Source organism: Pseudomonas sp. TE21435, assembly GCF_056279265.1.
The window spans coordinates 1,727,327-1,740,117 of record NZ_JBWBQZ010000001.1; the positions used below are offsets into that span (position 1 = coordinate 1,727,327).

Annotated in this window: 16 protein-coding genes; 8 read left to right on the forward strand and 8 right to left on the reverse strand. The window is 63.7% G+C overall.

Translation table 11 applies throughout. The features are described 5' to 3' along the window. Nucleotides 1–51 precede the first annotated feature (51 nt). A complete protein-coding gene (locus ACZ9C1_RS07780; protein ID WP_476253839.1) occupies nt 52–738 on the forward strand; it encodes a GNAT family N-acetyltransferase in 687 nt (228 codons plus the stop codon). Nucleotides 739–751: 13 nt separating this feature from the next. On the opposite strand, the gene ACZ9C1_RS07785 is transcribed toward ACZ9C1_RS07780, so the two are convergent. Beyond that, complete coding sequence (locus ACZ9C1_RS07785; protein WP_198754263.1) at nt 752–1,231, reverse strand: VOC family protein; 480 nt, start codon at nt 1,229–1,231, stop codon at nt 752–754. A gap of 435 nt (nt 1,232–1,666) precedes the next feature. On the opposite strand from ACZ9C1_RS07785, the gene ACZ9C1_RS07790 reads away from it, so the two are divergent. The 3 genes from ACZ9C1_RS07790 to ACZ9C1_RS07800 all read left to right on the forward strand — a co-directional run bounded on the left by ACZ9C1_RS07790 (nt 1,667) and on the right by ACZ9C1_RS07800 (nt 3,720). Beyond that, entirely contained in the window at nt 1,667–2,158 is a 492-nt protein-coding gene (locus ACZ9C1_RS07790; RefSeq protein ID WP_139670444.1) for a GNAT family N-acetyltransferase, read from the forward strand. Between the two features lie 79 nt (nt 2,159–2,237). Then, a complete protein-coding gene (locus ACZ9C1_RS07795) occupies nt 2,238–2,843 on the forward strand; it encodes a hypothetical protein (RefSeq protein WP_277504624.1) in 606 nt (201 codons plus the stop codon). A 61-nt stretch (nt 2,844–2,904) separates the two neighbouring features. After that, nucleotides 2,905–3,720, forward strand: a complete 816-nt coding sequence (locus tag ACZ9C1_RS07800) for a protein phosphatase 2C domain-containing protein (protein ID WP_102682391.1) — start codon at nt 2,905–2,907, stop codon at nt 3,718–3,720. On the opposite strand, the gene ACZ9C1_RS07805 is transcribed toward ACZ9C1_RS07800, so the two are convergent. Next, complete coding sequence (locus ACZ9C1_RS07805; RefSeq protein WP_110699658.1) at nt 3,717–4,157, reverse strand: GNAT family N-acetyltransferase; 441 nt, start codon at nt 4,155–4,157, stop codon at nt 3,717–3,719. The genes ACZ9C1_RS07800 and ACZ9C1_RS07805 overlap by 4 nt on opposite strands. A gap of 159 nt (nt 4,158–4,316) precedes the next feature. Between ACZ9C1_RS07805 and ACZ9C1_RS07810 the strand changes: the two genes are divergently transcribed. Continuing rightward, complete coding sequence (locus ACZ9C1_RS07810; protein ID WP_476253840.1) at nt 4,317–4,640, forward strand: DUF2388 domain-containing protein; 324 nt, start codon at nt 4,317–4,319, stop codon at nt 4,638–4,640. A 169-nt stretch (nt 4,641–4,809) separates the two neighbouring features. Here the strand turns inward: ACZ9C1_RS07810 and ACZ9C1_RS07815 are convergent, their stop codons facing one another. Further along, nucleotides 4,810–5,106: a hypothetical protein gene (locus ACZ9C1_RS07815; RefSeq protein WP_198754278.1), complete on the reverse strand. Its 297-nt coding sequence runs from the start codon at nt 5,104–5,106 to the stop codon at nt 4,810–4,812. Between the two features lie 287 nt (nt 5,107–5,393). On the opposite strand from ACZ9C1_RS07815, the gene pbpG reads away from it, so the two are divergent. Further along, nucleotides 5,394–6,317 carry a D-alanyl-D-alanine endopeptidase gene (pbpG, locus tag ACZ9C1_RS07820; protein ID WP_046857753.1) on the forward strand — a complete coding sequence of 308 codons (924 nt, stop codon included), beginning with the start codon at nt 5,394–5,396 and terminating at the stop codon, nt 6,315–6,317. Between the two features lie 51 nt (nt 6,318–6,368). On the opposite strand, the gene ACZ9C1_RS07825 is transcribed toward pbpG, so the two are convergent. Beyond that, a complete protein-coding gene (locus tag ACZ9C1_RS07825) occupies nt 6,369–6,791 on the reverse strand; it encodes a hypothetical protein (RefSeq protein WP_102682388.1) in 423 nt (140 codons plus the stop codon). A gap of 181 nt (nt 6,792–6,972) precedes the next feature. On the opposite strand from ACZ9C1_RS07825, the gene pvdM reads away from it, so the two are divergent. Together pvdM and pvdN are read left to right on the forward strand one after the other, a co-directional pair. Continuing rightward, complete coding sequence (gene pvdM / locus ACZ9C1_RS07830) at nt 6,973–8,346, forward strand: pyoverdine-tailoring dipeptidase-like protein PvdM (RefSeq protein ID WP_046855255.1); 1,374 nt, start codon at nt 6,973–6,975, stop codon at nt 8,344–8,346. Then, on the forward strand, nt 8,339–9,619 hold the full coding sequence (gene pvdN, locus ACZ9C1_RS07835; RefSeq protein ID WP_476253841.1) for a pyoverdine-tailoring periplasmic protein PvdN: 1,281 nt from the start codon (nt 8,339–8,341) through the stop codon (nt 9,617–9,619). Before pvdM ends, pvdN begins: the two co-directional genes overlap by 8 nt. 133 nt (nt 9,620–9,752) lie before the next feature. Here the strand turns inward: pvdN and ACZ9C1_RS07840 are convergent, their stop codons facing one another. From ACZ9C1_RS07840 to ACZ9C1_RS07855, 4 genes are read right to left on the reverse strand one after another with little or no spacing between them, the layout of a single operon-like run. Further along, nucleotides 9,753–10,130 (reverse strand): response regulator, encoded by a 378-nt coding sequence (locus ACZ9C1_RS07840; protein ID WP_023629509.1) that lies wholly within the window; start codon nt 10,128–10,130, stop codon nt 9,753–9,755. Between the two features lie 44 nt (nt 10,131–10,174). After that, nucleotides 10,175–11,401, reverse strand: a complete 1,227-nt coding sequence (locus tag ACZ9C1_RS07845; protein WP_102682386.1) for a hybrid sensor histidine kinase/response regulator — start codon at nt 11,399–11,401, stop codon at nt 10,175–10,177. Continuing rightward, nucleotides 11,395–11,970, reverse strand: coding sequence for a chemotaxis protein CheB (locus tag ACZ9C1_RS07850; protein WP_102682385.1), 576 nt, complete (start codon nt 11,968–11,970; stop codon nt 11,395–11,397). The genes ACZ9C1_RS07845 and ACZ9C1_RS07850 overlap by 7 nt, the downstream gene beginning before the upstream one ends. Then, a complete protein-coding gene (locus tag ACZ9C1_RS07855) occupies nt 11,967–12,788 on the reverse strand; it encodes a CheR family methyltransferase (RefSeq protein ID WP_111532454.1) in 822 nt (273 codons plus the stop codon). Before ACZ9C1_RS07855 ends, ACZ9C1_RS07850 begins: the two co-directional genes overlap by 4 nt. Nucleotides 12,789–12,791 lie beyond the last annotated feature (3 nt).

Here is a 12,791-nt window from a genome sequence, read left to right on the forward strand (position 1 = left end):
CCCGCCTCGTCCGGGGCGGGTGTTTCACACCTTGCCGGAGCTCCACCCGCGATGTTCATCCTCAGCCGCCTTGACGGCGTGCCGCCCGAATCCTTCCAGAACCAGATCCGCCAACTGGTGATCGACCATGTCGGTCAGCTCAGCAGCGTCGCCATCAGCCCGGACAACCCGCTGTACCCGCTGTACCAATATGGTGTCGGCCTGGAGGTGCACCAGTACCTGATGGCCCTGGACGGCAACCGCGGCCTGCGGGTCGAACTGACCCTCGCCCTGGATGCCGACGCGCCGGACCGGTTGCTCGGCTTTGCCCTGGCACTGCCGGCCCAGGACAACCCGCAAGCCTGCGCCCTCGCCTACCTAGCCGTGGACGCCAGCCACCGCCGCCAAGGCATCGCCCGTGGCCTGCTGGATGCCGTGCGTGGCCGCTATCCCTGTGTCGAGCTGAGCGCCTTTGCCCAGCAAGTGCCGTGGTTCGAGAACATGGGCCTGCAGGTAGTCGCCAGCGCCGGGCCGCAGGTATTGATGAGCAGTACCGGCAAGGCCAGCGACGCACTGATCGGGCGACTGGACATCGCGCCGATCTACCAGACCGTCGAGGTGCGGCAGATCCATGCCTACCTGCTCAAACAGCAGGGCGAGGCGACGATGGTCGAGGCCGAACGGCTGCGCGACGCACGGTTGGATACGCTGGCCGAGCAAGCGAGGGCATGCGTCAGCGAACGCAAGCGCGTGCACTGAGGCGCCCCTCGGTTCAGCCCTTGATGGCTTTCTCGATGGCGGCGATATCGATCCTGCCCATCTGTAGCATTGCCTCGAACGCCCGCTTCGCCACGCCGTGATCGGCGCTGGCAACGGCCTCGGTGAGTATCCGTGGACTGATCTGCCAGGACAGGCCCCATTTGTCCTTGCACCAGCCACAGACACTTTCACTGCCACCATTGCCGACGATGGCGTTCCAGTAGCGGTCGGTCTCTTCCTGGCTGTCGGTCGCCACCTGGAACGAGAACGCCTCGCTGTGGCTGAACGCCTTGCCGCCGTTCAGGCCGATGCAGGGCACGCCCATCACGGTGAACTCGACGGTGATCACGTCGCCCGCCTTGCCCGAAGGGTAGTCGGCGGGCGCCTTGTGCACCGCGGTCACGCGGCTGTCGGGAAAGGTGCTGGCGTAGAAGTTCGCCGCGTCCTCGGCGTCGTTGTCGTACCACAGGCAAACGGTGTTCTTGGCGGTCATGGGCGCTCTCCTGGGCGGGTCTCACTGCCCACGAGTCTAGTCCCCGGATCCACCTGCCCTGGGCAAGCGCGATCAACGGCTGACCAGTCAGCTCCCCTGGCTCAGGAGGCGACCCGTGCGGCTTGCACGGCGTCAGCGTCGCGCTGGCTGAACGCCAGGTAGGAGGTACCAGCGCAACCTGGCGCTTGCCGCCACAGGTCCTGCTCGGTGAAGAGCAGGCCTCCAGGTGCCCGCCGCAACCCTTACAGCGCCTATGAAATCGAGCGCCGCGCGGGCGGCGCTCGATTTCATAGGCGCAGAAGCCTTCGTGGCGAACACTTTGAAATGAACGCAGACAGCAACAAGGGTGCTGTATGCCGGGTTTGCTCGCCATCTGTGTCTAACGGCAATTGTCCGCCACGCCTAGGATCGAAGGCTGTAACCAAGGGAGCTGCCATGAACGAACTGCCCACCACCAGCGACTTTCCCGGGCTGGTCCTGCGCCGCTTGCTGCCGGGCGACCAGGCCATGGTCTGCGCCCAACGCGAGGCCATGTTCCTGGAGGCCGGTGGCGACCCTCTAAACCTGCAAACCATGACCGAACACTTCCGGCCCTGGCTGCAACCGCGCCTGGCCGATGGTCGTTACTACGGGTTCGTGCTGCTGGATGACGAGCAGCCGGTGGCGGCCATCGGCCTGATGTCGATCGACTGGCCGCCGCACCCGGCGCATCCCTGTCACGACCAGCGCGGCTATGTGCTCAATGTCTACGTGGAACCTTCCCATCGCCGCCGGGGACTGGCGTCGAAACTGATGCGTCTGGCCGAGGCAGAGTTCACCCGGCGCGGCCTGGGCTTTGCCGTCCTGCATGCCACCGAGGTGGGCCGCCCGGTCTACGCCGGCATGGGCTGGGCGCCTACCACGGAAATGGCCAAGCACCTCGGCTGAGCGCTCAAGTCAGCCGCGCAAGCGCCGATACCTCTCGTGCATCCGCCCTGATTGTGCGGTTACTCAAGGAAGATTCAAGTTGCGTTACAACCTCCCGGCCCTGCTGATCCTGTCGCTGTTCCTGTCACTCACCGGCTGCAATGGCCTGCCTCGCGCCACCAACGACAACGCCCCGCCACTGGGCCCGGTTCTGCCGGACAGCGAGGCGCGCAATGCCTGGATCGCCCAGGCGCTCGCCCGGGATCCGCTGGCCAGCCAGAACCGCCAACCAGCACCGCGCCAGAGCAATGCGCAGGTCGTCGCCAAGCTGCGCCAGAAGCGCGATCTTCAGCTGCCGGACGCCTACTGGACGCAATGGCAACGTAACCTCGATGCTTTCGATGCCGACACCCTGCGCCACAAGGAAGCGCAGCGTGCCCTTTACATCGCCACCTTCACCGATCAGCTCAAGCGCGTCGACGACCTCACCCTGCAACGCCTGGCCAACGCGCCCGACACATTGGACGCAGCCACTCGCGAGGACTGGAAGCTCCGCCTGATCGATCGTTACAGCCGCTACATCATCGACAGCGAAGTAAACCGCGACATCATCGACGCCCACCTGCGGCGCATGGCGCAGATGGACCGGCAGTACGGCGTCTGCGCCCTGGACAGCGACTGCTGGGACCGCCCACCCACGCCCTGATATTTGACGCTCGGTGGCCCAGCGTTCAAGGTTGTCGCACCCCATCGATCCGGAGTTCTCCATGCATTTCGACCTGATCCAGTCCCTGAGCCTGGCCGGCAAGACCGATGTGCCCAATGACGACCGCCTCGGCAGTGCCGACCGTCATGCCTGGGTGATCGACGGCGCCACCGACCTCGGCGCCCCAGGCCTGCTGGGTGAGCGCGGCGGCGCGGCCTGGCTCTCGGCCACGGCCCAGCGTGCCTTCGCCATGGCGTCGGGGCCGCTGCGGCAGGTCTGCGCGTCAGTCTTCGACTCGATCGCCCAGGCCTATCTGCAAGACCGCCAGCGTGAGCCCGTGGCCACCTGGGAGTTGCCACGTGCCGCCTTTGCCGCCGTGGCGCTGGAAGGCGAAGAGCTGGTCTGCGCGCACCTGGCCGACTGCGTGGTGCTGCACCGCAGCGCGCGCGGCATTCACTTCCTCACCCCGGAGCCCGACCGCGAGGCCGAGCGTGCCGAGGCTACGGCACTTGGCCCCGGCACCGGCGCCCATGGCGTGCGCACCCCCGCTGTGCTGGCTGACCGACGGGTAGCCCGTGAACGCCCCCGCGCCGTGCTAGGCATCGATGCCCAGTTGTCCCGGGAAGGGACGCTCTACAGCCGCGCTCCAGTGGCCCGAGGCGACGATATCCTGTTGATGAGCGACGGTTTCGCGGCGCTGTTCGACACCTACCGGGCCTACGACCCGGCCGGTTTCATCGAGCGCCTGCTGGCTCATGGCCTCGATGACCTGGCGCGCACGTTGCGTGGCATCGAGCACGACGATGCGGCCTGCCTGCGCTATCCGCGCTTCAAGATGAGCGACGACGCCTCGGCGATCTGGTTGCGGGTTGGTTAAGTCCCCGCGAGCCAGGCCAAGCGCTTGTGCAAAAAATAGCGGGTATGCCCAGGCGGGAAATCGGCAATCTCGCCAAAGACTTCGAACCCCAGCTTGCGGTAAAAGTCCGGCGCCTGGAAGCTGAAGGTGTCGAGCCAGATCCCGCCACAGCCCTTCTCCCTCGCCAGAGCCTCGGCCCTGGCCATCAGTTCACGCCCACAGCCCTGCCCGCGCATCCGCTCGGGCACCACCAGCAGTTCGACGAACATCCAGCCCCCGCCGAGCCTGGCATAAAGGCCACCGACGATTTCATCGTTGGCAGGATCGCGTAGCGTCCAGGCGACAGTGGCCGCGCCGGGCGAGCCGATCACGCCATCGTTGAATGCGCGCAAGGGTTTTAGAATTGCATCGTGATGCAGGCTGGTCGCCTGGTCGGTGAAATCGATACCGAGTGTCATGGCAGGTCGTCCGGTTGACCATGGAGGGGCGGCGCCAAGCGCGCCGGGTTAAATTTGCTTGACGTTACATCAAGGCTTTACGTACAGAGCGTAACGCCAGAAACCTGTTTCCCTGCTATGGTAGCGCCCTTCTACCGGGCAGCAGGAAGCAAGTTGGGGATGGACCTCTTGAGAACTCTAGGCATGATTTTATTGGCCTGTGCTTGCGCTCCTACAATGGCGCACGAAACGAGTGATCCATTCGAAAGTGCGACGTATGGCACGACACTACTCCCCTTTATGATTGTTGGGGGGACCACGGCGCTGACGGTCTGGAATACCAATATGAAATCGGCAAAAGCCGACGCACTGGCGTTTATCGGTTCAGGTGGCGAGATACGGGGAGCTCAATTTGAGCAAGCTGTCCGGTACTACCATTCAGCCTACAGCCAACCTTATATGTCTGATGAGCAGCTGGCTCTTGCGATCGTAACTTCGATCTAGGCGCTGTATGAAAAGCCTTTGGACGAAGGTCAGGCAAGGCGAAAACAGCCGAGGAACGGTCGGAGTCGCGCTCGACTTTACGGGTTGTAAATGAGCATTCCGACCGGGCTGGCGCACCAGGCTGTTTTCAACGCGGCATCACCGAGTATCAAGGCTTTTCATACAGAGCCTAAGAGCCCTGCGCCTTCACCTGGCAAATGCCGTTGGCCCGGTTCCTTCCGGTGTATGAGACGCTCGGGGAGCCGTCCGGGTTGATCGATAGCGAAATGGTCACTCCGCTGGCTTTGGCTTCGAAGTAGTTCTCGTTGAACTTCTTCAGTTTGCCCTCTTTGCCATTGATGTAGATCGGGCCGCCCTCGTCCGCGTGGACTTCAATTTTCCCAGGGCATGTTGCGTTCAGCAGTGGAATACCAGCCTGAGCCGCGCCTGACGCTACCAGCAAAGCCAACAGCAGTAATCGCTTCATCTCACGCGCCTTGAGTGGTTGATCAAGATCGAAGCAATAGCTCAAATCGGCGCTGCCCGCCAGCGTCTTCCCCACTTCAACGAATTCAGCGAGTGACTGGTCCGAGCTTGCCAAGCTGGAATCGGCGGTAATTGGTACAGAATTGGTACAGGATTAAATTTCGTTCACGTTACGCCCTTTGGATATAAGGCATTCGACAGCCGTTCGACCATACTCCAGAATGCAACGGTTTTTTGGGGGAAACCCTTGCACAGCCAACGACATACCAACATTTAGTGAGCCTCAACGTGAAAACTTCCCTGTCCATCCTCAGCCTGCTGCTGTTGCTCACAGGAACCGCGACCCTACCGTCGACCGCTGCTGCACAACCCCCGGCCCAGGTCCAGCGTGACCCGAGCAAACTGCATCTGGCGTCCGGCAGCGCCCTGTTGATCGACCTCAACACCAACAAGGAGCTGTATTCCAGCCACGCCGATCGCGTGCGCCCCATCGCCTCGGTCACCAAGTTGATGACCGCGATGGTCGTGCTCGACGCCAAGCTGCCCATGGACGAGATGCTCACCATGACCATCGCCAACAACCCGGAGATGAAAGGCGTGTATTCCCGGGTACGGCTGGGCAGCGAGCTGAACCGTCGCGAGACGTTGCTGATCACCCTGATGTCGTCGGAAAACCGTGCGGCCAACTCACTGGCCAACCACTACCCCGGTGGCTACGGCGCGTTTATCAAGGCGATGAACGCCAAGGCCCGCAGCTTGGGCATGAGCCACACCCGCTACGTCGAGCCGACCGGCCTGTCGACCTTGAACGTCTCCACCGCCCAGGACCTGGCCAAGCTGTTGATGGCCTCGCGCAAGTACCCGATGCTCAGCGAGCTGTCGGTCACCCGCGAAAAGACCGTGGCGTTCCGCAAGCCCAATTACACCCTGGGTTTCCGTAACACCGATCACCTGGTGAACAAGAGCAACTGGGACATCAAGCTGACCAAGACCGGCTTCACCAACGAGGCGGGGCACTGCCTGGTGCTGCTGACGAAGATGGACAACCGGCCGGTGGCCATGGTGATCCTCGACGCCTTCGGCAAGTACACCCACTTCGCCGACGCCAGCCGCATGCGCCAGTGGCTGGAAACCGGCAGTGCCAAGCCGGCGCCGGCGGTGGCCATGCAATACAAGAGCGAAAGACAGCGTGCGCGCCTGGCGCAGGACTGAAACGACAACGCCCCGCGCAAGCGGGGCGTTGTGGGCTGAAACCGGGCGTTTTCAGGCCTGGGTGGATACCATGCCACCGGCACTGTTGCCGCCGGTCTTAGTCAGTGCATCAAGCAACTTCGCGGTCGCTGCCTGTATTTGCCCGCTCAAGGTGGCAATGCTCGACTGCTTGGCGAGAATCATCGTCGCTTTCGTGGTGTCGTCCATTTCCTGCGCGGCGATCTTCGCCAGCTGACGCTGCTCTTCGGCCATCTGCTTCTGCAATTGCCTGATCATCTCGCGCATTTGCTGAATGTACGACGGCTCGCCGCTACCCTCGTCATCCTCGGCCTTCTTTGCGCCGGCAGGCTTGCCTGATTCGCCGGTGCCTTTGAGGTCTACCGCGACAGTAGCCGGCGACTTCTCGTCTTCTTTGGCCTGCCCCTTGACCAGTTGCGTGGCGATGCTGCTGCTGACGTTGTTGATACCTACCATTCCTTAATCCTCCACGGTGGGTCCTTTCAATGACTGGAGTATCGGCGCCACGCGCGCAAACTTGATGCTCGCCCACCGATAAATTTACCCGCCCGCCATTCGTCCACCTGATACCCGAGCCCTGCCCTAGCGCCCACCGCGCCGCCAGGCCGGAACCGATCAGCCCTGCAACGAGATGGCAATGACCAAGACCCGCTCCCGCAAAGCCTTGTACATCGGCCTGCCCCTGGCCCTGGTGGCCGCCCTGGGTGGAGCCGCCGGCTATTACTTCTGGAAACAGGACGGCGGCTACCCCCGTGCAATCGTGCAGCAGGCCAACGACCTGCATGAGCACATGCTCTCCTTCGACAGCCATGTCACCGTGCCGTTGGGCTACGGCAGCACCGGTTACGAAGCAGACAAGGACGGCCGTGGCCAGTTCGACCTGGCCAAGGCGGCCAAAGGCCGGCTGTCCGGCGCGGCGCTGACCGTCTTCGGCTGGCCGGAGCTGTGGAACGGCCCGAACGCGCCACACCGCCCCACCCCTGGCTTCATCGACGAGGCCCGCAACCAGCAGGAAGTGCGCTACAAGATCATCAGCGGCATTGTGCGCGACTTCCCCAACCAGGTCGGCATCGCTTACACACCGGACGACTTCCGGCGCCTGAACGGCGAAGGCAAATTCGCCATCTTCATCAGCATGCTCAACGCCTACCCACTGGGCAGCGACCTGTCACAGCTCGACCTGTGGACCAAGCGTGGCATGCGCATGTTCGGCTTCAGCTACACAGGCAACAACGCCTGGGCCGATTCCTCGCGGCCACTGCCATTCTTCAACGACACCCCCGACGCCTTCGGCGGCCTCTCGCCACTGGGCGAGCAGGCGGTCAAGCGGCTCAACGACCTGGGGGTGATCATCGATGTGTCGCAGATGTCCACCCTGGCCCTGGAAGACGTCGCCCGCCTGAGCCGCGCGCCGTTCGTGGCCTCGCATTCGGCGCCACGGGCACTGGTGGACATTCCGCGCAACCTGTCCGACAAAGAGATGCAACTGATCAAGGACAGCGGCGGCGTGCTTCAGGTGGTGGCCTTCACCACTTACCTCAAGCCCCTGAGCAAGCCGACCCTGGAAAAACTCGAAGCCCTGCGCGCACGCTTCGACCTGCAGCCGTTGCAAGGTTTGACCAACGCACTGATGCCGGGCGACCCGATCATCGCCATCTGGCCGGAGGCGCGCTTCGGCGAATACGCCAGCAGCCTGTACGCCATCGTCGACGAGGAGCCTCGCGCCGGCCTCAAGGAGTATGTCGACGCCATCGACTACGCCGTGAAGAAGATGGGCATCGACCACGTCGGTATCAGCTCCGACTTCAACGATGGCGGCGGCGTTACTGGCTTCATGAACGTCGGCGAGATCCGCAACGTGACCGCCGAACTGCTGACCCGTGGCTATTCCGAAACCGATATTGCCAAGCTCTGGGCAGGCAACTTCCTGCGCGTCTGGGGGCAGGTGCAGAAAGCCGCCAACCCCGTGGCCCAGCTCGCCAATACCGCCCAGGAAACCCGCCATGACTGATCGGCGCGCCTTCCTCAAGCAGGCCGCCGCCCTGGCGGCCAGCCTGCCGTTGCTGCCAAGCGCCCTGGCCGCCACCGCCACCCCGGCGTCATTGCAGGGCCCGGACAAATGGCGTCAGTTGCGCCAACTGTTCCCCCTGGCGCCGGATGTCGCGCACTTCGCCAACTTCCTGATCACCGCCCACCCGCGGCCGGTACAGGATGCGATCGACCGCCACCGCGCCACCCTCGACCACAACCCTGCGGTGTGCATGGACTGGGAGAGCCAGTACGAATGGCAGCGCGAGGATGAGGTCCGCGAGTGGGCAGGCCGCTATCTGGACGTGCGCCCCCGTCAGGTCGCCCTCACCGGCAGCACCACCGAAGGCCTGGGCATGATCTACGGCGGCCTGCACGTGGCGTCGCACCAGGAGATCCTGACCACCGAGCACGAGCACTACTCGACCCACAACTGCCTGGCCTTCCGTCAGCGCCAGCATGGCACCCAGGTGCGCAAGCTGCGCCTGTTCGACAAGCCGGGCGACGTGTCCACCGACCGGGTGCTGAGCGTGATCGACCGCAGCATTCGCCCTGAAACCCGGGTGCTGGGCATGACCTGGGTGCATTCGGGCAGCGGCGTCAAGCTGCCGGTGGGCGCCATCGGCGAGCTGGTGCGCCAGCACAACCGCAACCGCGACGAGGCCGAGCGCATTGTCTACGTGGTCGATGGCGTGCATGGCTTCGGCGTGGAAAACGCCCGCTTCGCCGACTTCAACTGCGACTACTTCATCGCCGGCACCCACAAGTGGATGTTCGGCCCACGCGGGACCGGGATCATCTGCGCGGCGTCCGAGCAGATGCAGCACCTGACACCGACCTTCGCCACCTTTTCGCGCAACGAGGACTTTGGCACCATCATGACCCCGGGCGGGTACCACGCCTTTGAGCACCGCTGGGCGCTGGGCGAGGCCTTCAAGCTGCACCTGGAGCTGGGCAAGGCCGATGTCCAGGCGCGTATCTACCAGCTCAACGACTACCTCAAGGCGCGGCTCGCCGAACACCGCGCCGTGGAGCTGGTAACTCCGGCCAGCCGCGAGTTCTCCGCAGGCTTCACCTTCTTCCGCATCAAGGATCGCGATCCCGATGCCGTCGCCGCCTACCTGAACGCCAACAAGGTCATGGTCGATGCCGTGGATCGCGACGCAGGACCGGTGATCCGCTTCGCACCGAGCCTGCTCAACGACGAACAGCAGGTTGACCGGGCCATGGCATTGCTGCGTACGCAGATCGGGTAAGCCTCGTCACAGGCTCCACAGGGCTGCGTGGGAGCGGGCTTGCCCCGCGATCACCGGCCCCGCTGGTGCCATCCTGCATGCGCGCCGTCGCGGGGCAAGCCCGCTCCCACTTTAACCGGCCACGTGCTCGCAGCTAGCGCAGCAACGCCTGGATCTGCTCGTGCAGGGTATCCAGGTCGAACGGTTTGGCGAGGATCGGCGCCTTGCGTGCGATCGGGCTGCCGGACTCGAGAATCTCCGCCGGGTAGCCGCTGATGAAGATCACCTTCAGGTCAGGCCGCAGTTTCACGGCAGGCTCGGCGATCTCCACCCCGGAAATCCCGCCCGGCAGGCGGAAATCGGTGACCATCAGGTCCAGGTGCGGCTTGCTGGCCAGGATCGCGAACGCCTGCTCGCCATCCTCGGCCACCAGCACGTGGTAGCCCTCGCCTGCCAGGTAATCGCGCAGGATCATGCGGATCGCCGGCTCGTCCTCGACCACCAGTACCACGTCTTGTGCATCTTCACTCATGACAACGCCTTCGAATTCAATAGGTTGGCTATCAGACCGCAGCTTTACGCAGAGGTTGCCCGGGTCTGGTCACAGGCGTGCGGCAACACCGATAGCGGCAGCTGGACGGTGAACGTCGACCCTGCTCCAACCTGGCTGTGGACCTGGATCCGCCCGCCATGGGCGAGGATGATCTGCTCGGAAATGTACAGCCCCAGGCCCAGGCCGCCACTGGCCTGCTGCGCGGCGACACGCTCGAACTGCTGGAAGATCCGCTGCTGGTTCTGCGCATCGATGCCGATACCCTGGTCCTGCACCTGCACGCAGGCCATGGCATCCTCTTCGAACACCCGCACCTGCACAGGCTTGCGATTGCCGTAGCGCAAGGCATTGGACAACAGGTTGGCCACCACCTGTTCAATCCGGAATTCGTCCCACTCGCCCTGCAAGGCATCGCAACGCTGCAGCTCGATGACGGTATCCACCGCGCTGGCCTGGGCGGCGAAGTTCTCCACCAGCCCGCGTACCAGCTGGCCAAGGTCGAAGGTGCGCGGCCGGATCGACAGCTTGCCAGTGCGAATCCGCGAGACATCGAGCATATCCTCGACCAGGCGGATCAGGCTGTTGATCTGACGCTCGTCGCGCTCGACCATGGCCTTGAGCTTGTCCTCGCTGAACGCCGCGAGGTTGCCGCGGGACAGGTGCATGCGGCGCAACTGGGTTTCCAGGATCAGCCCGTTGAGTGGCGTACGCACCTCATGGGAGACGATCGACATGAAGTCGTCGCGCATGCGCACCGCCCGCTCCAGCTCGCCACGGGCCAGCTGCAACTGGTTGAGCAACAGTTCCTGCTCCTGGCGGCCCTGCTCCAGGGCCTGCAGTTGGCGGTCCAGCGCCTTGCGCTGACGGAACAGGTCGACAAACACCGACACCTTGCTCTTCACCGCCAGGGTTTCCAGTGGTTTGTGCAAGAAATCCACCGCCCCGCTCTCGTAACCCTTGAAGGCATAGTTCATCTCGCGCCCGGCGGCGCTGACGAAGACGATGGGGATGTTGCGGGTCTTCTCCATGCCGCGCATCAGCTCGGCCAGCTCGAAACCGTTCATGCCCGGCATCTGCACATCGAGAATGGCCAGGGCGAACTCGTGCTCGAGCAGGAGCGACAACGCCTCGTCGGCGGACTGGGCCTGGTACACCTCGCGGTCATCGCCGTGGATCAGGGCGTCCAGAGCCAGCAGGTTTTCCGGCAGGTCGTCGACGATCAGCAGTTTCGCGGTGATGTGGCTTAGCATGCGCTGGGTTCCAGGGTAGCGAGCAACTGCCCGATACCACTCAGGGAAAGAATATGGTCCGGGTCGTGCAGGGCCAGGGCGGCCTCCGGCATCAACGCGACCTGTGCTTCGCGGGGGTCCTGGACGACCGTCCGGCCACCGCTTTGTCTGATGCGCAAAAGCCCTCGGGCACCGTCTTCATTGGCCCCGGTGAGCAATACGCCGAGCAGTTCCGAGCCATAGGCGTCGGCGGCCGACTCGAAAAGAAAATCAATGGCCGGTCGCGAGAAATGCACCGGTTCCTCCTGGCTCAACGACAAGGTGCAATCACGCTCCACCGACAGGTGATAGCCCGGCCCCGCCACATAGATCAGCCCCGGCTCTATCCGCGCCTTGTCGAAGGCCTCGCGAACCGGGCGGCGCAGGCGGCGTTGCAGCACCTCGGCCAGCTGGCTGTGGCGATCATCGGGCAGGTGCAGCACGCACAACACCGGGATGGCAAAATCGTCGGGCAGCACGCCGAGCACGCTGAACAGTGCCGACACGCCACCCGCCGAGGCGCCAATGACAATCGCACGCACGCTGTTCATGTCTTGCGGTAGATCCGCTCGGGCCGCACCAACGGCTCGAAACGCTCGCCGTAGGCCGAGAAGTCCACCGACTCCTTGCTGCCCAGCACCAGGAAACCGCGGTGGCACAGCGACTCGTGGAACAGCCCCAGGGCACGGTCCTGCAGGCCCTTGTTGAAGTAGATCAACACATTGCGGCACGACACCAGTTGCGTCTCGGAGAACACGCTGTCAGTGGCCAGGCTGTGATCGGCGAAGGTCACGTTGTCACGCAGGCTGGCGTCCATGATGGCGTTGCCATAGGCGCTGGTGTAGTACTCGGAAAAGTCGCGCCGGCCTCCGGCCTTGCGGTAGTTCTCTTCGTACTCACGCATGCTCTGCATCGAGTAGATGCCCTGCTTGGCCCGCTCCAACGAGTGTGGATTGATGTCGGTGGCATAGAGGATGGTGCGCTCGAGCAGGCCTTCCTCGCGCAGCAGGATGGCCATGGAGTACACCTCCTCGCCGGTGCTGCAACCGGCGATCCAGATCTTCAGCGACGGCCAGGTGCGCAGCAGCGGCACCACTTCGTTGCGCAGTGCCAGGAAGTGCCCGGGGTCGCGGAACATCTCGCTGACCGGGATCGTCAGGTACTGCAGCAGCTCGAGGAACATGCCCGGGTCATGCAGCACCCGCTCCTGCAACGACGATACCGTGCGGCAGTCGAACTGGCGCACGGCATGGAGGATCCGGCGCTTGATCGAGGCGCCGGAGTAATCGCGAAAATCGTAGCTGTACTTGAGGTAGATCGCCTCGATCAGCAGCCGGATCTCGATATCGGTATTGCGTTCACTGGTCAAGAT